The organism is Citrobacter sp. RHBSTW-00859 (assembly GCF_013729795.1).
Classification (GTDB): Bacteria; Pseudomonadota; Gammaproteobacteria; order Enterobacterales; family Enterobacteriaceae; genus Citrobacter; species Citrobacter braakii.
On record NZ_CP056284.1, the window covers coordinates 5,013,542 to 5,034,353 of the forward strand.

A 20,812-nucleotide genomic window follows, 5' to 3' on the forward strand; every position below is an offset into this window, starting at 1 on the left:
TTTTCATTCCTTACATAGGGAATTCTAATGGACATCACAAAAAGTTCTATCTTATGTTGCTTAGTTACGAAAAAGGGGCGTTATTCAGTAAACCCTTAGTGCGCCTGATCCCAGTTTTCGCCACTACCGACTTCCACCAGCAACGGCACATCAATCTGGGTCTCGTTTTCCATCAGTTGATGGATCTTTTTAGAGACGCTTTCGAGGTCATCTTTATGCACTTCAAACACCAGTTCATCGTGTACCTGCATGATCATGCGCACACGTGGTTGCTCGGTTTGCAGCCATCCGTCCACCGCAATCATGGCTCGTTTGATAATGTCTGCGGCAGTACCCTGCATCGGGGCGTTAATTGCCGCGCGCTCTGCACCAGCGCGACGAGCGCCATTACTGGATTTAATATCCGGTAAATAGAGACGACGCCCTTCCAGCGTTTCGACATAACCTTGCTCTTTTGCCTGTGCACGGGTGCGTTCCATATATTCCAGCACGCCAGGGTAGCGTTCGAAGTAGAGATCCATGTACTTCTGTGCTTCTTTACGCGGAATATTCAACTGGCGCGCCAAACCAAAGGCACTCATCCCGTAGATCAAACCGAAATTGATGGCTTTCGCGCTGCGGCGTTGTTCACCAGTCACGGAATCCAGCGGTAAGCCAAAGACTTCCGCAGCCGTTGCGCGGTGAATATCTTTCCCTTCGGCAAATGCGGTAAGCAGACCTTTATCACGCGAGAGATGCGCCATGATACGCAGCTCAATCTGTGAGTAGTCTGCGGAGACAATCACGTAGTCTTCTGGCGCAATAAACGCCTGACGAATACGACGACCTTCGTCATTACGTACCGGGATGTTCTGCAGGTTTGGATCCGTGGATGACAAGCGCCCGGTAGCGGTCACCGCCTGGTGATAGGAGGTGTGAACGCGCCCGGTTTTCTTGTTAATCATCAACGGAAGCTTATCCGTATAGGTCGACTTCAGTTTTGCTAAGCCGCGATATTCCAGGATCACTTTCGGCAATGGGTAATCGAGCGCGAGCTCTTCCAGTACCTCTTCCGACGTTGATGGCGCGCCGCCAGGGGTTTTCTTCAGCGGCTTAATACCCTGCTTTTCAAACAGGATAGTTTGCAGTTGCTTGGTGGAAGAGAGGTTAAACGCTTCTCCGGCGATCTCGTGCGCTTTTTGCTCCAGCTCGTTCAAACGCAGCGTCAGCTCTTCTGAATGTTTGTGCAGAACAGCCGGATCGATTTTCACACCGTTGCGCTCAACGCGAGACAAAACAGGAACCAGCGGCATATCGATATTTTCAAAGACGTTCAGCGGTCCTTTATGCTGCTGCAATTCTGGCCACATTTTGAGATGGAGCTGTAGCGTAACGTCGGCGTCTTCTGCAGCGTAACGTCCGGCTTCTTCCAGCGCTATCTGGTTAAAAGTCAGCTGGTTTTTGCCCTTTCCGGCGATCTCTTCAAAGGTGATGGTTTTATGTTTCAGCCAGCGGTCCGAGAGGCTGTCCATATCGTGTCGGCCAGCGACACTGTTAAGAATGTAGGATTCGAGCATGGTGTCAAAGGTGATGCCACGCAGTTCGATGCCATAGTTCGCCAGGATACCGCGATCATACTTCAGGTTTTGCCCGACTTTATGCGCGTTCTCATCTTCCAGCAGCGGCTTCAGCAATGCCAGCGCGCGGTCGCGAGCGATCTGATCGGGGGCGTCCAGGTAATCGTGGGCAACAGGAACATATGCAGCCACACCCGGTTCAATGGCAAAAGACAGGCCAACCAGATTCGCAGAGATGTTGTCCAGGCTGTCAGTTTCAGTATCGAAGGCAAAGACAGGCGCTTTTTTCAGCTTCGCAATCCACTCTTCCAGCGTCGCTTCATCCAGAATTGTCACATAGTTATCATACGAGAGAACCGTGGCCGGCCCCTCAGGCGTTTCATCGACGGCGATAGTTTCCTGTGGTTTTGCCGCCGGCTTCGTTCCTTTCGCCTGTAGCCATTTACCCGCTTCAACGTCAGTAACCCAACGCTTGAATTCGTACTGTTTAAACAGGCCAAGTAGTTCATCCGCTGCCGGCTGACGTACTTCCAACTGCTCGCAGGTCAACTCCAGTTCAACATCCGTTTTGATGGTAGCTAATTGATAAGAGAGGTACGCTACCTCTTTATTCTGCTCAAGCTTGCCCGCCATAGTTTTCGCACCACGGAAAGTCAGCCCCGCGATTTTGTCTGATTCAGCATAGAGGGTATCCAGCCCCCCCAGCCCCTGCAGCAGAGCCTGCGCGGTTTTTTCACCTACGCCAGGAACGCCAGGGATGTTATCTGAGGAATCCCCCATCAGCGCCAGGAAATCGATGATCAGTTCTGGTGGAACACCATATTTATTCACCACTTCATCCGGGCCGAGGATCGTATTGGTCATGGTGTTGATCAGGGTGATATTCGGCGTCACCAACTGAGCCATATCTTTATCACCGGTACTAATCAGCACCGGACGACCCACCTTCTCTGCTTCCCGCGCCAGCGTACCAATGACATCGTCTGCTTCCACGCCCGAAACGGCCAGCAGTGGCAACCCCATCGCTTTTACCATCGCATGCAGAGGCTCAATCTGCGCACGCAGATCGTCCGGCATGGGTGGGCGGTGTGACTTGTAGTGTTCGAATAACTCATCACGGAAGGTTTTACCCTTAGCGTCGAATACCACCGCAGCATGGGTCGGCTGATATTGCAGAATCAAGCTACGCAGCATGTTGAGGACACCATACATCGCGCCAGTAGGTTCTCCTGCACTGTTAGTCAGCGGCGGGAACGCATGGTATGCGCGATACAGGTAAGAGGAGCCATCTACAAGGATAAGTGGGTTTTCTGGGATCTGAACCATAATGTCCGTGCCTGTTTATCAGATTATGGGTAAAGGATGCCACAGACAGGATGAAAACATGAGTTTTTCGCCGCATTTGTCGAAAAACTTTTGTAGATCTTCTGCTTTGATCGCAAAGAAGACTGTGGATAACTTTGTGAATAAATAATTTTCAGCTCTTTAAATATAGCAATAAAATTAACACATCATTTATTTTATACATATATTTCAGAAGCTTAATTAAATGCGTAGCATTTTATTCCATTTATACAGCTTATATCCTGATGTGGATAGATATTCCCTTTTTTTCTATTCAGGGAAGATCCATCATTTGGTTCGTTTTCTGATAAAATCAGCCCCTTGCGCCTCTTTAGCGCACTATCTATGGCTAACCTTTTGAATAATTTAATTATGACGAGAATACTCGCTGCGATAACGCTGTTGCTGAGTATCGTATTGACCATATTGGTCACGATTTTTTGTTCTGTGCCGATCATCCTTGCCGGAGTTGTAAAACTCCTTTTGCCCGTTCCCGTTGTCTGGCGCAAGGTTTCTGTCTTCTGTAATTTCATGATGTACTGCTGGTGTGAAGGTCTGGCGCTACTGCTACACCTCAATCCGCGACTGAAGTGGGATGTCGAGGGACTGGAAGGTCTTAGCAAGAAAAACTGGTATCTGCTCATTTGTAACCATTACAGCTGGGCTGACATCGTTGTGCTTTGCGTGCTGTTCCGTAAGCACATCCCCATGAATAAATATTTCCTCAAGCAACAACTGGCCTGGGTGCCCTTTATTGGCCTGGCCTGCTGGGCGCTGGATATGCCGTTTATGAAACGCTATTCGCGTGGCTACCTGCTCCGTCATCCAGAACGGCGCGGTAAAGATGTCGAAACAACGCGTCGTTCCTGCGAGAAGTTTCGCGTACACCCGACAACTATTGTGAATTTTGTCGAAGGTTCACGCTTTACCAAAGAGAAATGTGAGCAAACCCGCTCTCCTTATCAAAACTTGCTCCCTCCAAAGGCGGCCGGTATTGCGATGGCATTGAACGTACTGGGGTCGCAGTTCGATAAAATGTTGAACGTCACGTTGTGCTATCCGGAAAATAGCAGCCGACCGTTCTACGATATGCTGAGCGGTAAGCTAACGCGTATTGTCGTGCGGGTAAATCTGGAGCCAATTCATGAAGAGTTGCACGGTGATTACGTGAACGATAAGGGATTCAAGCGTCGGTTTCAGCTATGGCTTAATACGCTGTGGAGTGAGAAAGACGCGCAGCTCGACGCGATTAAAGCCTCATATGAAAAAGCCGGTCAGCACAAGTGACCGGCTTTTGCTTTTACTTCTGACCAACCAGATACTTCACGGTATCCGCATACTGTTGTACAAAGATATCCATGCTGCTGGTATCCATGCCCTGCGGATTTACCTGATATTTGCCATTCACGAACATTGCCGGAACGCCCTGCAGCTGTAAATCAGCCGCCGCTTTTTCCTGCTGCGCCACGAGTGATTTCACCACGAAGCTGTTCCATGCCGCATCATAGTCTTCACCCTTAATACCCGCGTCGACAAACACTTTACGGATATCAGCTACAGACTGAACGGTCTGGGTTTTCTGAACACCTTCAAACAACGGAACGGTTACTTGATCTTCAACGCCCAGCGCCATAGCAACGGCCCAAGCTTGCGTCAGATCTTTGCCCAAAGGCCCCAGAAACTCGACGTGGTACTTGGTCATCTTGGTGCCTTCAGGCAGTTTTTTCTTCACGTTATCAGAGACGTGAAGAACTTCTTCAAACTGATAGCAGTGCGGGCAGTAGAAGGAGAAGAACTCCAACACTTGCGGTTCACTCGCAACAGGCTTTTCCAGAGTGATGTATTGTTTGCCATCCTGGAACTGCGCTGCAGATGCGCTAAAAGCTAAAACCATACCAGCCAGCGCCAGCCATAATTTTTTCATGTTCAAATTTCTCCGATTAATACATTGGCGTTAATTGTAAGGGGGGCTCTTGCAGAATTTTCGCCTGCTCAATAAAGGTCGCGGTCTGACGATGCCAGTAATCTTCCCCGGTTAACCACGGGAAGTTTTTTGGAAACGCAGGGTCAGCCCAACGTCGAATTAGCCAGGCAAGATAATAAACTAAACGCATAGCGCGTAAAGGTTCTATCAGTCCGATTTCAGAGGTGTCGAACTCACTAAACTCTTCATAAGCCTCGATAATGGTTTCAAGCTGCATGCGTTGTTCAGCTTTATCGCCATTGAGGAGCATCCATAAATCCTGAACAGCCGGGCCATTGCGGGCATCATCTAAATCGACAAACATCGGACCATCGCGCCACAGAATATTACCGGCATGACAATCACCGTGCAGACGTAACGTGGTAAAACGTGCATGCCAGCGTTCGGTTACGACCGCGATAAGCGCATCCGTTGCCTTCAGGAAAGCCGCTTTTTGCCCTGATGGGATCAACTGTGCGTGTTCAAAAAGTTTACGTGGCTCAGTCAGGTATTCTTCAAGGCCAATCGTCGGGCGAAAGGCAAAAGTACGCTTGCATCCGGTCTGATGCATACGCCCCAGATAGCGCCCCACCGCCTCCATCTGATCGATATTGTCGGCCTCAAACTGCCGCCCGCCGACGCTGGGGAAGATCGCATAATGGAAACCCTGATGGCTTAACAGCGTTTGGCCGCTTAGTACCAGCGGTGCAGCTACCGGGACTTCATCGCTTACCAGTTCCAGAGCAAACTGGTGCTCTTCCTGGATCTGATCGACGGACCAACGTTCAGGGCGATAAAACTTAACGACAAAGCGTCGACGGTCTTCGTCCTGGAATTGATAGACACGGTTTTCATAGCTGTTAAGCGGGGTAAGCCCGGAGTCCACCCGGATCCCCTGCTCAAACAGTGCATCCATGATGGTATCCGGGTGTAGCGTCTGGAAATTAAAAGCTTTGTCGTTCATCCCATCATCCGGAAAATACTACGAATGATTCAGGATATCATTTCGCAGCGCTTTCGGTGGTGGCGATTACAAGCTTTTACTCTTTAATTACGCCACGTGCGCGGAGTAGTGCGGTTTTAAAATCTTCTTCATAATCTTTCTGAATACCTGGGATGACGGCATCTTTCGCCGAGTCACGCATTTTCAGGTGATAGATCAGAATGTCATCAGTTAAATCCGCCAGTTCGCCGTCAAAACCTGACTCTTGCGCCAGTTTCTGTAAAAATTGCATCAGGTTAAGATCGGGTTCCTTCTGCCAAGCCGGCTGGAGGAGTTCAATAACTTCATTCAGACGTTTACATTTCATGGTTGTGCTCCTTAGGCTCAATACAGATACGTTAGCAGGGTCAATCCCACATTAAAAGAGGCGATATCAGTGATTCTGGATAGTGCAATAACAGGGGTTGTGCTGGCAGGCGGTAAGGCCAGACGGATGGGCGGAACCGATAAAGGTCTGCTTGAGCTGGACGGTAAACCTCTTTGGCGGCACGTAGCCGATACCCTCGCTTTACAGGTCGAAACCGTGGTGGTTAATGCCAATCGCCACCGGGATATTTACCAACAAAGCGGCCTGAAAGTTATCCCTGATTCATTGGCCGATTTCCCTGGCCCACTGGCCGGGATGCTATCGGTATTCCTGCAGCAAGCGGGGGAGTGGTTTCTGTTCTGCCCGTGCGATATGCCCTATATTCCTCACGATCTGGTCAAACGTTTGAAGGAGCAGCGCAAAGCTGCACCGGTTGTCTGGGTGCATGATGGCGAAAGAGATCATCCGACCATTGCGCTAATGCACCGCACCATGCAACCCTTGCTACAGGATTATCTTCAGTCCGGTGAAAGACGCGTCATGGTCTTTATGCGCCAGGCTGGCGGTCATGCTGTCGATTTCAGCGATCATAAAGATGCGTTCGTGAACGTGAACACCCCTGAAGAACTTGCAAAATGGCAGGACAAATCATGATCCCATTACTCGCTATAGCAGCATGGAGCGGAACGGGAAAAACTACGCTGCTTAAAAAATTGATCCCGGTGCTACGTGCCAGAGGCATTCGTCCCGGATTGATTAAGCATACTCATCACAATATGGATGTTGATAAGCCCGGCAAAGATAGCTATGAGCTACGCAAAGCCGGTGCAGCGCAAACCCTGGTCGCCAGCCAGCAGCGTTGGGCATTAATGGTAGAAACCCCGGAAGAGCCTGAACTGGATTTAGCGTACCTGGTAAGCAGGATGGATGCTTCTACACTGGATATGGTGTTGGTTGAGGGCTTTAAGCATGAACCTGTTGCTAAGATCGTTCTTTTTCGCGACGGTTGCGGGCACAGTCCAGAGGACCTGGCGATAGACAACTATGTTATCGCGGTTGCCAGTGATATTCCGCTTGCGGTGGATGTTCCATTGTTAGATATCAACGATATACAGCAAGTTGCCGATTTTGTTACGCAATGGATAAGTAGATAGCTGCTGTGTCGTGATACGCCTTTGTAGGCCAGATAAGGCGGGAGGTCACCTCCGGCAGTTCTCACTCCCTGCAGACGCAAAAAAGCCCATCCGGCAGGATGGGCTTCTTCACTTATTTGATGCCTGGCAGTTTATGGCGGGCGTCCTGCCCGCCACCCTCCGGGCCGTTGCTGCGCAACGTTCAAATCCGCTCCCGGCGGATTTGTCCTCCTCAGGAGAGCACTCACCGACAGACCACAGATAAAACAAAAGGCCCGGTCTTTCGACCGGGCCTTTTGTTTTTATTTGATGCCTGGCAGTTCCCTACTCTCGCATGGGGAGACCCCACACTACCATCGGCGCTACGGCGTTTCACTTCTGAGTTCGGCATGGGGTCAGGTGGGACCACCGCGCTACAGCCGCCAGGCAAATTCTGTTTATCAACACGCTTTTCGCATGTCGATGTCATCTGTAATCAAGCTGAATTTCGTGTCTCTTCGCCAAAACACCTTCGGCGTTGTAAGGTTAAGCCTCACGGTTCATTAGTATCGGTTAGCTCAACGTATCGCTACGCTTACACACCCGACCTATCAACGTCGTCGTCTTCAACGTTCCTTCAGGACCCTTAAAGGGTCAGGGAGAACTCATCTCGGGGCAAGTTTCGTGCTTAGATGCTTTCAGCACTTATCTCTTCCGCATTTAGCTACCGGGCAATGCCATTGGCATGACAACCCGAACACCAGTGATGCGTCCACTCCGGTCCTCTCGTACTAGGAGCAGCCCCCCTCAATTCTCCAGCGCCCACGGCAGATAGGGACCGAACTGTCTCACGACGTTCTAAACCCAGCTCGCGTACCACTTTAAATGGCGAACAGCCATACCCTTGGGACCTACTTCAGCCCCAGGATGTGATGAGCCGACATCGAGGTGCCAAACACCGCCGTCGATATGAACTCTTGGGCGGTATCAGCCTGTTATCCCCGGAGTACCTTTTATCCGTTGAGCGATGGCCCTTCCATTCAGAACCACCGGATCACTAAGACCTGCTTTCGCACCTGCTCGAGCCGTCACTCTCGCAGTCAAGCTAGCTTATGCCTTTGCACTAACCTCCTGATGTCCGACCAGGATTAGCTAACCTTCGTGCTCCTCCGTTACTCTTTAGGAGGAGACCGCCCCAGTCAAACTACCCACCAGACACTGTCCGCAACCCGGATCACGGGTCTACGTTAGAACACCAGCCATTAAAGGGTGGTATTTCAAGGTTGGCTCCATGCAGACTGGCGTCCACACTTCAAAGCCTCCCACCTATCCTACACATCAAGGACCAGTGTTCAGTGTCAAGCTATAGTAAAGGTTCACGGGGTCTTTCCGTCTTGCCGCGGGTACACTGCATCTTCACAGCGAGTTCAATTTCACTGAGTCTCGGGTGGAGACAGCCTGGCCATCATTACGCCATTCGTGCAGGTCGGAACTTACCCGACAAGGAATTTCGCTACCTTAGGACCGTTATAGTTACGGCCGCCGTTTACCGGGGCTTCGATCAAGAGCTTCTCCTTACGGATAACCCCATCAATTAACCTTCCGGCACCGGGCAGGCGTCACACCGTATACGTCCACTTTCGTGTTTGCACAGTGCTGTGTTTTTAATAAACAGTTGCAGCCAGCTGGTATCTTCGACTGATTTCAGCTCCATGAGTAAATCACTTCACCTACATATCAGCGTGCCTTCTCCCGAAGTTACGGCACCATTTTGCCTAGTTCCTTCACCCGAGTTCTCTCAAGCGCCTTGGTATTCTCTACCTGACCACCTGTGTCGGTTTGGGGTACGATTTCGTGTTACCTGATGCTTAGAGGCTTTTCCTGGAAGCAGGGCATTTGTTACTTCAGCACCGTAGTGCCTCGTCATCACACCTCAGCGTTAACAAGACTCCGGATTTACCTGGAATCTCCGCCTACATGCTTAAACCGGGACAACCGTCGCCCGGCTAACATAGCCTTCTCCGTCCCCCCTTCGCAGTAACACCAAGTACAGGAATATTAACCTGTTTCCCATCGACTACGCCTTTCGGCCTCGCCTTAGGGGTCGACTCACCCTGCCCCGATTAACGTTGGACAGGAACCCTTGGTCTTCCGGCGTGCGGGTTTTTCACCCGCATTATCGTTACTTATGTCAGCATTCGCACTTCTGATACCTCCAGCAACCCTCACAGGCCACCTTCAACGGCTTACAGAACGCTCCCCTACCCAACAACACATAGTGTCGCTGCCGCAGCTTCGGTGCATGGTTTAGCCCCGTTACATCTTCCGCGCAGGCCGACTCGACCAGTGAGCTATTACGCTTTCTTTAAATGATGGCTGCTTCTAAGCCAACATCCTGGCTGTCTGTGCCTTCCCACATCGTTTCCCACTTAACCATGACTTTGGGACCTTAGCTGGCGGTCTGGGTTGTTTCCCTCTTCACGACGGACGTTAGCACCCGCCGTGTGTCTCCCGTGATAACATTCTTCGGTATTCGCAGTTTGCATCGGGTTGGTAAGTCGGGATGACCCCCTAGCCGAAACAGTGCTCTACCCCCGAAGATGAATTCACGAGGCGCTACCTAAATAGCTTTCGGGGAGAACCAGCTATCTCCCGGTTTGATTGGCCTTTCACCCCCAGCCACAAGTCATCCGCTAATTTTTCAACATTAGTCGGTTCGGTCCTCCAGTTAGTGTTACCCAACCTTCAACCTGCCCATGGCTAGATCACCGGGTTTCGGGTCTATACCCTGCAACTTAACGCCCAGTTAAGACTCGGTTTCCCTTCGGCTCCCCTATTCGGTTAACCTTGCTACAGAATATAAGTCGCTGACCCATTATACAAAAGGTACGCAGTCACCCCATAAAGAGGCTCCCACTGCTTGTACGTACACGGTTTCAGGTTCTTTTTCACTCCCCTCGCCGGGGTTCTTTTCGCCTTTCCCTCACGGTACTGGTTCACTATCGGTCAGTCAGGAGTATTTAGCCTTGGAGGATGGTCCCCCCATATTCAGACAGGATACCACGTGTCCCGCCCTACTCTTCGAGTTCACAACACATGCACTTTTGTGTACGGGACTATCACCCTGTACCGTCGGACTTTCCAGACCGTTCCACTACCACACATGCTGATTCAGACTCTGGGCTGCTCCCCGTTCGCTCGCCGCTACTGGGGGAATCTCGGTTGATTTCTTTTCCTCGGGGTACTTAGATGTTTCAGTTCCCCCGGTTCGCTTCATTACGCTATGTATTCACGTAATGATAGTGTGACGAATCACACTGGGTTTCCCCATTCGGAAATCGCCGGTTATAACGGTTCATATCACCTTACCGACGCTTATCGCAGATTAGCACGTCCTTCATCGCCTCTGACTGCCAGGGCATCCACCGTGTACGCTTAGTCGCTTAACCTCACAACCCGAAGATGTTTCGTAAAACACTTCAGTATTGCGAAAATTTGAGAGACTAGGACACACCGCTTTTCATTTCTTGTTTACGGAGAAATGAAACAGTGTGTCGTTTCAATTTTCAGCTTGATCCAGATTTTTAAAGAGCAAAACTTCGCAGTGAACCTTTTCAGGTACACTCTGAAGTTTTCTTGTGTTTTTGCAGTAAAGGATGGTGGAGCTATGCGGGATCGAACCGCAGACCTCCTGCGTGCAAGGCAGGCGCTCTCCCAGCTGAGCTATAACCCCATCGTAAATGCTAATCTCTGTACCCTAATTCGTTTCCGGGCAAGGCGCGGTGGTGCGAAGCATACTGAAGTATGCGAGCATCGCCGTAACACAGCACGGAGGCGAATTTGGTAGGCCTGAGTGGACTTGAACCACCGACCTCACCCTTATCAGGGGTGCGCTCTAACCACCTGAGCTACAAGCCTGCAGAGATTTTCTTACTGCTAATTTTCATCAGACAATCTGTGTGAGCACTACAAAGGTCGGTTCTTTAAGGTAAGGAGGTGATCCAACCGCAGGTTCCCCTACGGTTACCTTGTTACGACTTCACCCCAGTCATGAATCACAAAGTGGTAAGCGCCCTCCCGAAGGTTAAGCTACCTACTTCTTTTGCAACCCACTCCCATGGTGTGACGGGCGGTGTGTACAAGGCCCGGGAACGTATTCACCGTGGCATTCTGATCCACGATTACTAGCGATTCCGACTTCATGGAGTCGAGTTGCAGACTCCAATCCGGACTACGACATACTTTATGAGGTCCGCTTGCTCTCGCGAGGTCGCTTCTCTTTGTATATGCCATTGTAGCACGTGTGTAGCCCTACTCGTAAGGGCCATGATGACTTGACGTCATCCCCACCTTCCTCCAGTTTATCACTGGCAGTCTCCTTTGAGTTCCCGACCGAATCGCTGGCAACAAAGGATAAGGGTTGCGCTCGTTGCGGGACTTAACCCAACATTTCACAACACGAGCTGACGACAGCCATGCAGCACCTGTCTCAGAGTTCCCGAAGGCACCAAAGCATCTCTGCTAAGTTCTCTGGATGTCAAGAGTAGGTAAGGTTCTTCGCGTTGCATCGAATTAAACCACATGCTCCACCGCTTGTGCGGGCCCCCGTCAATTCATTTGAGTTTTAACCTTGCGGCCGTACTCCCCAGGCGGTCGACTTAACGCGTTAGCTCCGGAAGCCACGCCTCAAGGGCACAACCTCCAAGTCGACATCGTTTACGGCGTGGACTACCAGGGTATCTAATCCTGTTTGCTCCCCACGCTTTCGCACCTGAGCGTCAGTCTTTGTCCAGGGGGCCGCCTTCGCCACCGGTATTCCTCCAGATCTCTACGCATTTCACCGCTACACCTGGAATTCTACCCCCCTCTACAAGACTCTAGCCTGCCAGTTTCGGATGCAGTTCCCAGGTTGAGCCCGGGGATTTCACATCCGACTTGACAGACCGCCTGCGTGCGCTTTACGCCCAGTAATTCCGATTAACGCTTGCACCCTCCGTATTACCGCGGCTGCTGGCACGGAGTTAGCCGGTGCTTCTTCTGCGAGTAACGTCAATTGCTGCGGTTATTAACCACAACACCTTCCTCCTCGCTGAAAGTACTTTACAACCCGAAGGCCTTCTTCATACACGCGGCATGGCTGCATCAGGCTTGCGCCCATTGTGCAATATTCCCCACTGCTGCCTCCCGTAGGAGTCTGGACCGTGTCTCAGTTCCAGTGTGGCTGGTCATCCTCTCAGACCAGCTAGGGATCGTCGCCTAGGTGAGCCGTTACCCCACCTACTAGCTAATCCCATCTGGGCACATCCGATGGCAAGAGGCCCGAAGGTCCCCCTCTTTGGTCTTGCGACGTTATGCGGTATTAGCTACCGTTTCCAGTAGTTATCCCCCTCCATCGGGCAGTTTCCCAGACATTACTCACCCGTCCGCCACTCGTCACCCAAGGAGCAAGCTCCTCTGTGCTACCGTTCGACTTGCATGTGTTAGGCCTGCCGCCAGCGTTCAATCTGAGCCATGATCAAACTCTTCAATTTAAGTTTGATGCTCGTGAATTAAACTTCGTAATGAATTACGTGTTCACTCAGAGACTTGGTATTCATTTTTCGTCTTGCGACGTTAAGAATCCGTATCTTCGAGTGCCCACACAGATTGTCTGATAAATTGTTAAAGAGCAGTTGCGACGCGCTTTAGCGCTCTGTCGCGAGGTCCCGTATATTACGTTTTCCTCATTCAGAGTCAAGCATTTATTTTTGCTTTTCTCTGCGAGATTCTCAGTGGAACCCCGCTGACCCGGCGGTTTGTAATCCGTTGTTCCGTGTCAGTGGAGGCGCATTATAGGGAGTTATTTCAGGCTGACAAGGGAAAATTTAAAATAATCTTCCGAGTGCGTATTTTTTATTCTTTGTGCTTATTTTGACAACGTTTTGTGGGTTAATTGGGCGATTTCCCGCGCAAAATCCGCGACCTGTTCCCAATCGGTATACACCACTTCTTTATTGGTATCTGTTTCACCGCCTGACATCTTCATTATCAGTTGGATCATAACGCGGTCATACCAGCGATAGCGTGGATACAGCAAAGCGCCAGCAATAACCGCACTGCGATCAGGCCGCCACGGCGAACTCATCAGGAACTTACGCGCATAGCTGTTAGTTTGCGGCGTGCGTTTCTCCGGTTTACGGGCAACCAGGTTTACGGAGTAGAAGGCACTCGGCATCGCGTTCAGCCGCGTGGCATGCTTTTTCACAAACTCCTGAAAAGCTGCATGGTAATGACCATAGCGAATCGAGGCGCCAATCACCACGCTGTCATAATTTTGCCAGTCAGGCTCCGCGGTACGATGCAAATTAACGACATCCGCCCAAACGCCCAGCTCTTTGAGTTCAGAAGCCAGATACTCGGCGATTTCACGCGTTTGTCCGTCCCGGGAAGAAAAAAGAATCAGTGTTTTCACGTGTTACTCCATTATTCACGCCAGAAGGTAGGGGTAAAGAGTACCAGCAGGGTAAAGACCTCCAGACGACCAAACAGCATATTGGCAATCAGGATCCACTTCGCCACGGGGTTCATACTGGCAAAGTTGTCGGCAACAACCCCCAGCCCTGGCCCCAGGTTATTCAGCGTCGCCACAACAGAGGCAAACGCGGAGAAGTCATCAACACCGGTCGCAATAATCGCCAGCATACTGATAATAAAGACCAGCGCATAGGCAGAGAAGAACCCCCACACAGCTTCAAGGATTCGCTCCGGCAAAGCACGGTTACCCAGCTTGATACTGTAAACCGCATTCGGGTGGACCAGTCGTTTCAATTCGCGGTTACCCTGCTTAAACAGCAACAGGATTCGAATCACCTTCAAGCCACCGCCCGTCGACCCGGCACAGCCACCAATAAAAGCAGAACATAGCAACAGCACCGGCAGGAACAGCGGCCAGCGGGCAATACTGTCCGTAGTAAATCCGGCGGTCGTCGCCATCGATACCACCTGAAAAAAAGCCTGGTTGATGGTCGTGAGTGCCGAACCGTAGGTATTGTGTATCCACAGCACCAGCGTACAGACAGCCACCAGCGTAAGCTGCACCCCAATGAACATGCGGAATTCTGGATCGCGCCAGTAGACCTTCAGGCTGCGACCGCTGAGTAAAGAGAAGTGCAGACCATAGTTACAACCGGAGATCAGCAAGAAGATAGCAATAATGGTGTTAATCGTGGGACTGTCGAAATACCCCACGCTGGCATCGTGTGTGGAAAAGCCGCCGATGGCTATCGTAGCAAAACTGTGTCCAATAGCGTCAAACGCGGGCATCCCGGCAAACCATAGCGCCAGCGCACACGCCACCGTCAGTAATACATAGATAAGCCACAGCGTTTTCGCCGTTTCGGCAATACGCGGACGCATTTTGTTATCTTTCAGCGGGCCCGGCATTTCTGCCCGGTAGAGCTGCATCCCACCAACGCCAAGAATAGGCAGAATAGCCACCGCCAGCACGATGATCCCCATCCCGCCGAACCATTGCAGCATCTGTCGATAAAAGAGGATAGCGTGTGGCAATGAATCCAGCCCCACCAGCGTTGTCGCCCCTGTGGTGGTTAATCCGGAGAAGGATTCAAAAAAAGCGTCGGTTATCGTGAGGTTAGGGCTTTCCGCAAAGATGAACGGTAGCGCACCCACGCTACCCAGCACGGTCCAGAACAAAACGACAATCAGAAACCCTTCGCGCGATTTCAGCTCGCCCTTCTCTTTACGGTTTGGCCACCACAGCATGGAGCCGATCGCCAGAGCAACGAAGAAAGTTTGAGTAAACGCACGCCCTGCCCCATCGCGGTAGATGAGCGCTACCAGTCCGGGGATAATCATTGTCCCCGAGAATAAGATGACCAGTAGTCCAACGATTCGGGTGATGGCGCGAAAATGCATCTCTGCCGCTTCCTTAGTTCTTTAAAATGAGGTGGGGATTATTCTTCAATCGCTAACAATTGCAATGAACCACGACTAAAATCCGCCAGTTTTGCCGAAAATTCATCCACTTTGGCATAAGGAAGCGCCACCCTGAGCCGAACAAAAGCCTGGTAATCACTGGCAACAACTTTACCGTCAAACTGCCCCAGCAAAGCTTCAATGCCTGCCAGCTGACCGTACTCACACTGCAAAGTATATTCGGTTAATGGCGTCTTGCGCTGCGTCGTTAACTGACGCAACGCCTGATTCACGCCGCCACCGTAGGCTTTCACTAGCCCACCCGTACCCAGAAGGATACCGCCGTAGTAGCGCACCACCACCGCGGTAATCTCACCGATGCCACTCCCCATCAGCTGCGCGAGCATCGGTTTGCCTGCCGTACCTGCCGGTTCGCCATCGTCTGAAAATCCCAGCTGCTGCGAGTCATTGGGCGCGCCCGCCACCCACGCCACACAATGGTGGCGGGCGTCCGGGTGTTCCATTTTGACTGACTCAACAAACGCTTTCGCCGCTTCTACGCCGTCCGTATGGGCGAGCAGCGTAATGAAGCGGCTTTTTTTGATCTCTTCAACGACGCTTACCGGCGCCGCAGGGATTAACCAACTGTCCATTACGCCAGTTTTAAATCCCGTGTCATGTTTTCGATATTGTTCTCGTGGACCACCACGTTATCTTCAATACGAATACCGCCGAACGGTTTCAGGGCTTCAATTTTCTGCCAGTTGAAGTGTTTGCTGAACTGCCCTTCACGCCACGGCGCCAACAGCGATTCAATGAAGTAGATGCCCGGTTCGATGGTCAGGACCATGCCCGGTTGCAGCACGCGGGTGCAACGCAGGTAAGGATACTTCGACGGCGCGGCCAGATGCGTACCGCTGTCATCCTGCATAAAGCCAGCGACATCGTGTACCTGCAGGCCCAGCGGGTGACCAATGCCATGCGGCATAAACGGCCCGGTAAGATCGTTTTCCACCATCGCCTCTTCACTCATATCGGTGATGATTTGATGCTTACGCAGCAGCTTCGCGATGCGCTGATGGAACTGAATGTGATAATCCACGTAGCTGGTGCCCGCTTTCATAGTGGCAATCAGCGCCAGTTGCTCGTCATTCACATCCTTCACCAGATGCGCATAGTCGTTGTCGCTTTTCGCCGACCACGTACGCGTCAGGTCTGCTGCATAGCCGTTGTATTCCGCACCGGCGTCCAGCAGGAAACTGCGGATTTCAGACGGAGCCTGATGATCCAGCCTGGTGTAATGCAGAACCGAAGCATGCTCGTTAAGCGCCACGATGTTGCTGTACGGCACGTCGGTGTCGCGATGACCGGTAGCAGTCAGGTAAGCGAGGTTGATGTCAAACTCGCTCATCCCGGAACGGAACGCTTCTTCCGCGGCACGGTGTCCATTCACCGCCATTTTCTGTGCTTCGCGCATACAGGCCAGTTCGTAATCTGTTTTGTAAGCACGATAATAATGCAGGTAGTCAATAACCCCTTTCGGGTTGATATTGCTGGCCGCGATATCCAGTTGCAGCGCGCGTTCCGGAACCGGACCGATGTAACCGATATTGCCGCGAGCAGCAGGCAGTTGGCTACCGATACCATCAGCTTTTGGCAGCGCGATGATCTCAATTTCTTCCGTCCAGAAGGAGGTCGGCAGCGGCTCAACGTTGTGCCAGTAATCGACCGGCAGGTAGAACCACAATTTCGGCTTATTCACGCCATCCACCAGCAACCAGCAGTTAGGAACCTGCGTTACAGGCACCCAGGCTTTGAATTGCGGATTGACCTTAAACGGGTAGGGATGATCGTCGAGAAAGACGTTAACAAGTTCTCCTGAGTGAATAAGTAACGCATCCAGCTTGAAGCGCTCCAGCGCGTCGCGCGTCCGTTCTTGTAGGGTAACGATATGATTTTTATAGAGTGCGGCCAGTGATTCCATTTTCTATCCTTCTGTTTTTTTGACCTCAAGTGTCCGCATCTTAGCACATCGTTTTGTGAGTGCGTGATTTCTGCCGAGCGTGATCAAATCGTCATTTCTTTAATCATTCATTTGCATTTTATTAACATAAAACACACACTTCGATTCATCTGGTATGACCAGATCACCTTGCGGATTCAGGAGACTGACATGCTTTACAAAGGCGACACCCTGTACCTCGACTGGCTGGAAGATGGCATCGCCGAACTGGTGTTCGATGCCCCAGGCTCAGTCAATAAACTCGACACGGCCACCGTTGCCAGCCTGGGCCATGCGCTTGACGTGCTGGAAAAACAACCGAATTTAAAAGGGCTGCTGCTGCGTTCTAACAAAGCAGCCTTTATTGTTGGTGCCGACATCACCGAATTCCTTTCACTGTTCCTCGTGCCTGAAGAGCAACTGAGCCAGTGGCTGCATTTTGCCAACAGCGTGTTTAATCGCCTGGAAGATCTGCCTGTTCCGACTCTCTCAGCGGTTAACGGCTATGCGCTGGGCGGCGGCTGTGAGTGTGTCCTGGCGACCGATTATCGTCTGGCTACGCCGGACCTGCGCATCGGCCTGCCGGAAACCAAGCTGGGCATTATGCCAGGCTTTGGCGGCTCCGTGCGTATGCCACGTATGCTGGGTGCGGACAGCGCGCTGGAAATTATTGCTGCGGGTAAAGATGTGGGTGCTGAGCAGGCGCTAAAAATCGGTCTGGTCGATGGCGTAGTGAAGCAAGACAAACTGCTTGATGGCGCGATCGCGGTATTACGTCAGGCGATTAACGGCGACCTCGACTGGAAAGCCAAACGTCAGCCGAAGCTGGAGCCGTTGAAACTCAGTAAAATTGAAGCGGCTATGAGCTTTACCATCGCCAAAGGTATGGTGGCGCAGACGGCAGGTAAGCATTATCCCGCACCGATTACCGCGGTAAAAACCATTGAAGCAGCGGCCCGTTTTGGTCGTGAAGAAGCGCTGAATCTGGAAAATAAAAGCTTTGTTCCACTGGCGCACACCAATGAAGCCCGCGCACTGGTTGGAATTTTCCTTAACGATCAGTTCGTGAAAGCCAAAGCCAAAAAGCTCACCAAAAATGTTGAAGCGCCAAAGCAAGCGGCAGTGCTGGGCGCAGGCATTATGGGCGGCGGCATCGCTTACCAGTCGGCCTGGAAAGGCGTGCCGGTTGTCATGAAAGATATCAACGACAAATCATTAACGCTGGGCATGACCGAAGCGGCCAAGCTACTGAACAAACAGCTGGAGCGCGGCAAAATTGACGGTCTGAAAATGGCGGGCGTTATTTCCACCATTCACCCCACCCTCGACTATAGCGGTTTCGAACGCGTGGACGTGGTAGTTGAAGCGGTCGTAGAAAACCCAAAAGTGAAAAAAGCGGTACTGGCGGAAACCGAAGATCAGGTTCGCCCGGACACCGTACTGGCTTCGAATACTTCCACCATCCCAATCAACGAACTGGCCAGCGCGCTTAAGCGTCCGGAAAACTTCTGTGGGATGCACTTCTTTAACCCGGTGCACCGTATGCCGCTGGTTGAGATCATTCGCGGCGAGAAAAGCTCGGATGAAACCATCGCTAAGGTTGTCGCCTGGGCAAGCCAGATGGGCAAAACGCCGATTGTGGTTAATGACTGCCCTGGTTTCTTCGTTAACCGCGTGCTGTTTCCCTATTTTGCCGGTTTCAGTCAGCTGCTGCGCGACGGGGCGGATTTCCGCAAAGTCGACAAAGTGATGGAAAAACAGTTTGGTTGGCCGATGGGCCCGGCTTATCTGCTGGACGTGGTAGGTATTGATACCGCGCACCACGCGCAGGCGGTGATGTCCGCAGGCTTCCCTCAGCGTATGCAGAAAGATTATCGCGATGCGATAGACGCCCTGTTTGATGCTAACCGTTTCGGGCAGAAAAACGGTCTCGGATTCTGGCGTTATAAAGAAGACAACAAGGGCAAGCCGAAGAAAGAAGAAGATGCCACCGTTGACGATCTGCTGGCAGAGGTCAGCCAGCCGAAACGCGACTTCAGCGATGAAGAGATTATCGCCCGCATGATGATCCCTATGGTCAACGAAGTAGTGCGTTGCCTGGAAGAAGGCATTATCGCCAGCCCGGCAGAAGCCGATATGGCGCTGGTATACGGTCTGGGCTTCCCTCCGTTCCATGGCGGTGCGTTCCGCTGGCTGGATACGCTCGGCAGCGCGAAGTATCTCGATATGGCTCAGCAGTATCAGCACCTTGGTCCGCTGTATGAAGTTCCGGCCGGTCTGCGTGATAAAGCGCGCCATAACGAACCGTATTATCCCCAGGTTGAGCCAGCCCGCCCGGTTGGCAGCCTGAAAACGGCTTAAGGAGTCACAATGGAACAGGTTGTAATTGTTGATGCGATCCGTACCCCGATGGGCCGTTCGAAAGGGGGCGCGTTTCGGAACGTGCGGGCAGAAGATCTCTCTGCACATTTAATGCGTAGCCTGCTGGCGCGTAATCCGGCGCTGGAGCCAACCGCGCTTGATGACATTTACTGGGGCTGTGTGCAACAAACGCTGGAGCAGGGTTTCAATATCGCCCGTAATGCCGCGCTGCTAGCGGAAGTTCCGCACTCCGTTCCGGCCGTCACGGTCAATCGCCTGTGCGGTTCGTCCATGCAGGCGCTGCACGATGCGGCACGCATGATCATGACTGGTGATGCTCAGGCGTGCCTGATTGGCGGCGTTGAGCATATGGGCCATGTGCCAATGAGCCACGGCGTTGATTTCCACCCGGGTATGAGCCGCAACGTGGCGAAAGCCGCCGGGATGATGGGCCTGACCGCGGAAATGCTCTCCCGCATGCACGGCATCAGCCGTGAAATGCAGGACGCTTTCGCCGCACGTTCACACGCTCGCGCCTGGGCTGCAACACAGTCTGGCGCTTTTAAAAACGAAATCATCCCGACCGGCGGTCATGATGCCGACGGCGTGCTGAAGCAGTTTAACTACGATGAGGTTATCCGTCCGGAAACGACCGTTGAAGCGCTCTCCACCCTGCGCCCGGCGTTCGATCCGGTGAACGGAACGGTGACTGCCGGTACCTCTTCTGCGCTCTCCGACGGCGCAGCGGCGATGCTGGTAATGAGCGAAAGCCGCGCCCGTCAACTGGGTCTGACGCCGCGTGCCCGTATTCGTTCGATGGCTGTTGTCGGCTGCGATCCGTCAATCATGGGTTACGGCCCGGTTCCGGCCTCAAAGCTGGCGCTGAAAAAAGCGGGACTCTCCACCAGCGACATCGGCTTGTTTGAGATGAACGAAGCCTTTGCCGCTCAGATCCTGCCGTGTATTAAAGATCTGGGGCTAATGGAGCAGATCGATGAGAAGATCAACCTCAACGGCGGGGCGATCGCCTTGGGTCACCCGCTGGGCTGTTCTGGGGCGCGTATCAGCACCACCCTACTCAACCTGATGGAACGCAAAGACGTGCAGTTTGGTCTGGCGACGATGTGTATCGGGTTAGGTCAGGGTATCGCAACGGTATTTGAGCGAGTTTAATCAAAGCATGCCGGGGGCGCTTCGCTTGCCCGGCCTACGAAATGTTATCTCAAAGCCATTGGTGCCAGAACAAGGCG

14 protein-coding genes, 2 tRNA genes and 3 rRNA genes are annotated in these 20,812 nt (G+C 52.1%); 5 read left to right on the forward strand and 14 right to left on the reverse strand.

Going from position 1 to position 20,812, the window contains the following annotated elements; genetic code table 11:
- Nucleotides 1-95: 95 nt before the first annotated feature.
- Nucleotides 96-2,882 carry a DNA polymerase I gene (polA, locus tag HV302_RS25235; protein WP_016155158.1) on the reverse strand — a complete coding sequence of 929 codons (2,787 nt, stop codon included), beginning with the start codon at nt 2,880-2,882 and terminating at the stop codon, nt 96-98.
- A gap of 215 nt (nt 2,883-3,097) precedes the next feature.
- Entirely contained in the window at nt 3,098-3,433 is a 336-nt protein-coding gene (locus tag HV302_RS28470) for a hypothetical protein (RefSeq protein WP_326928779.1), read from the reverse strand.
- Here HV302_RS28470 and HV302_RS25240 point away from each other — a divergent pair.
- Nucleotides 3,327-4,187, forward strand: a complete 861-nt coding sequence (locus HV302_RS25240) for an acyltransferase (RefSeq protein WP_233623861.1) — start codon at nt 3,327-3,329, stop codon at nt 4,185-4,187. The genes HV302_RS28470 and HV302_RS25240 overlap by 107 nt on opposite strands.
- A 13-nt stretch (nt 4,188-4,200) precedes the next feature.
- Here the strand turns inward: HV302_RS25240 and dsbA are convergent, their stop codons facing one another.
- The 3 genes from dsbA to HV302_RS25255 form a co-directional block, all read right to left on the reverse strand.
- The gene (dsbA, locus tag HV302_RS25245; protein ID WP_181626735.1) at nt 4,201-4,824 is read right to left on the reverse strand and encodes a thiol:disulfide interchange protein DsbA; all 624 of its coding nucleotides are present in this window, start codon (nt 4,822-4,824) and stop codon (nt 4,201-4,203) included.
- Between the two features lie 16 nt (nt 4,825-4,840).
- Nucleotides 4,841-5,827, reverse strand: a complete 987-nt coding sequence (locus HV302_RS25250; RefSeq protein WP_181626736.1) for a serine/threonine protein kinase — start codon at nt 5,825-5,827, stop codon at nt 4,841-4,843.
- A 76-nt stretch (nt 5,828-5,903) separates the two neighbouring features.
- On the reverse strand, nt 5,904-6,173 hold the full coding sequence (locus HV302_RS25255; RefSeq protein ID WP_003028616.1) for a YihD family protein: 270 nt from the start codon (nt 6,171-6,173) through the stop codon (nt 5,904-5,906).
- Nucleotides 6,174-6,299: 126 nt separating this feature from the next.
- Between HV302_RS25255 and mobA the strand changes: the two genes are divergently transcribed.
- Nucleotides 6,300-6,827, forward strand: a complete 528-nt coding sequence (gene mobA / locus HV302_RS25260) for a molybdenum cofactor guanylyltransferase MobA (RefSeq protein WP_019077952.1) — start codon at nt 6,300-6,302, stop codon at nt 6,825-6,827.
- Nucleotides 6,809-7,327, forward strand: a complete 519-nt coding sequence (gene mobB / locus HV302_RS25265; RefSeq protein WP_181626737.1) for a molybdopterin-guanine dinucleotide biosynthesis protein MobB — start codon at nt 6,809-6,811, stop codon at nt 7,325-7,327. The genes mobA and mobB overlap by 19 nt, the downstream gene beginning before the upstream one ends.
- Before the next feature lie 290 nt (nt 7,328-7,617).
- On the opposite strand, the gene rrf is transcribed toward mobB, so the two are convergent.
- The 9 genes from rrf to pepQ form a co-directional block, all read right to left on the reverse strand.
- Nucleotides 7,618-7,733, reverse strand: a 5S ribosomal RNA gene (gene rrf, locus HV302_RS25270).
- Between the two features lie 94 nt (nt 7,734-7,827).
- Nucleotides 7,828-10,734 (reverse strand): 23S ribosomal RNA (locus HV302_RS25275).
- Nucleotides 10,735-10,942: 208 nt separating this feature from the next.
- Nucleotides 10,943-11,018, reverse strand: a tRNA-Ala gene (locus HV302_RS25280).
- Nucleotides 11,019-11,126: 108 nt separating this feature from the next.
- Nucleotides 11,127-11,203 (reverse strand) — tRNA-Ile (locus HV302_RS25285).
- Nucleotides 11,204-11,274: 71 nt separating this feature from the next.
- Nucleotides 11,275-12,816: ribosomal RNA gene (locus tag HV302_RS25290) — 16S ribosomal RNA — on the reverse strand.
- Together the 16S, 23S and 5S rRNA genes with 2 tRNA genes alongside form the textbook arrangement of a ribosomal RNA operon.
- Before the next feature lie 374 nt (nt 12,817-13,190).
- A complete protein-coding gene (gene hemG, locus HV302_RS25295; protein WP_016155152.1) occupies nt 13,191-13,736 on the reverse strand; it encodes a menaquinone-dependent protoporphyrinogen IX dehydrogenase in 546 nt (181 codons plus the stop codon).
- Nucleotides 13,737-13,747: 11 nt separating this feature from the next.
- Nucleotides 13,748-15,199 carry a Trk system potassium transporter TrkH gene (gene trkH, locus HV302_RS25300; protein ID WP_003017848.1) on the reverse strand — a complete coding sequence of 484 codons (1,452 nt, stop codon included), beginning with the start codon at nt 15,197-15,199 and terminating at the stop codon, nt 13,748-13,750.
- A 38-nt stretch (nt 15,200-15,237) separates the two neighbouring features.
- The gene (locus HV302_RS25305; RefSeq protein ID WP_047499555.1) at nt 15,238-15,852 is read right to left on the reverse strand and encodes an IMPACT family protein; all 615 of its coding nucleotides are present in this window, start codon (nt 15,850-15,852) and stop codon (nt 15,238-15,240) included.
- Nucleotides 15,852-17,183: a Xaa-Pro dipeptidase gene (gene pepQ / locus HV302_RS25310; RefSeq protein WP_016155150.1), complete on the reverse strand. Its 1,332-nt coding sequence runs from the start codon at nt 17,181-17,183 to the stop codon at nt 15,852-15,854. Before pepQ ends, HV302_RS25305 begins: the two co-directional genes overlap by 1 nt.
- A gap of 189 nt (nt 17,184-17,372) precedes the next feature.
- Here pepQ and fadB point away from each other — a divergent pair, with 189 nt between their 5' ends.
- A complete protein-coding gene (fadB, locus tag HV302_RS25315; RefSeq protein ID WP_046274896.1) occupies nt 17,373-19,562 on the forward strand; it encodes a fatty acid oxidation complex subunit alpha FadB in 2,190 nt (729 codons plus the stop codon).
- A 9-nt stretch (nt 19,563-19,571) separates the two neighbouring features.
- Complete coding sequence (fadA, locus tag HV302_RS25320) at nt 19,572-20,735, forward strand: acetyl-CoA C-acyltransferase FadA (protein ID WP_016155148.1); 1,164 nt, start codon at nt 19,572-19,574, stop codon at nt 20,733-20,735.
- The last annotated feature ends 77 nt before the right edge of the window (nt 20,736-20,812 follow it).

Coding starts and splice junctions, on each gene's coding strand:
- polA (WP_016155158.1), bottom strand. CDS start 2,882: ATGGTTCAGATCCCAGAAAACCCACTTATCCTTGTAGATGGCTCCTCT.
- HV302_RS28470 (WP_326928779.1), bottom strand. CDS start 3,433: ATGAAATTACAGAAGACAGAAACCTTGCGCCAGACAACGGGAACGGGC.
- dsbA (WP_181626735.1), bottom strand. CDS start 4,824: ATGAAAAAATTATGGCTGGCGCTGGCTGGTATGGTTTTAGCTTTTAGC.
- HV302_RS25250 (WP_181626736.1), bottom strand. CDS start 5,827: ATGAACGACAAAGCTTTTAATTTCCAGACGCTACACCCGGATACCATC.
- HV302_RS25255 (WP_003028616.1), bottom strand. CDS start 6,173: ATGAAATGTAAACGTCTGAATGAAGTTATTGAACTCCTCCAGCCGGCT.
- mobA (WP_019077952.1), top strand. CDS start 6,300: ATGGGCGGAACCGATAAAGGTCTGCTTGAGCTGGACGGTAAACCTCTT.
- mobB (WP_181626737.1), top strand. CDS start 6,809: ATGGCAGGACAAATCATGATCCCATTACTCGCTATAGCAGCATGGAGC.
- trkH (WP_003017848.1), bottom strand. CDS start 15,199: ATGCATTTTCGCGCCATCACCCGAATCGTTGGACTACTGGTCATCTTA.
- HV302_RS25305 (WP_047499555.1), bottom strand. CDS start 15,852: ATGGACAGTTGGTTAATCCCTGCGGCGCCGGTAAGCGTCGTTGAAGAG.
- pepQ (WP_016155150.1), bottom strand. CDS start 17,183: ATGGAATCACTGGCCGCACTCTATAAAAATCATATCGTTACCCTACAA.
- fadB (WP_046274896.1), top strand. CDS start 17,373: ATGCTTTACAAAGGCGACACCCTGTACCTCGACTGGCTGGAAGATGGC.
- fadA (WP_016155148.1), top strand. CDS start 19,572: ATGGAACAGGTTGTAATTGTTGATGCGATCCGTACCCCGATGGGCCGT.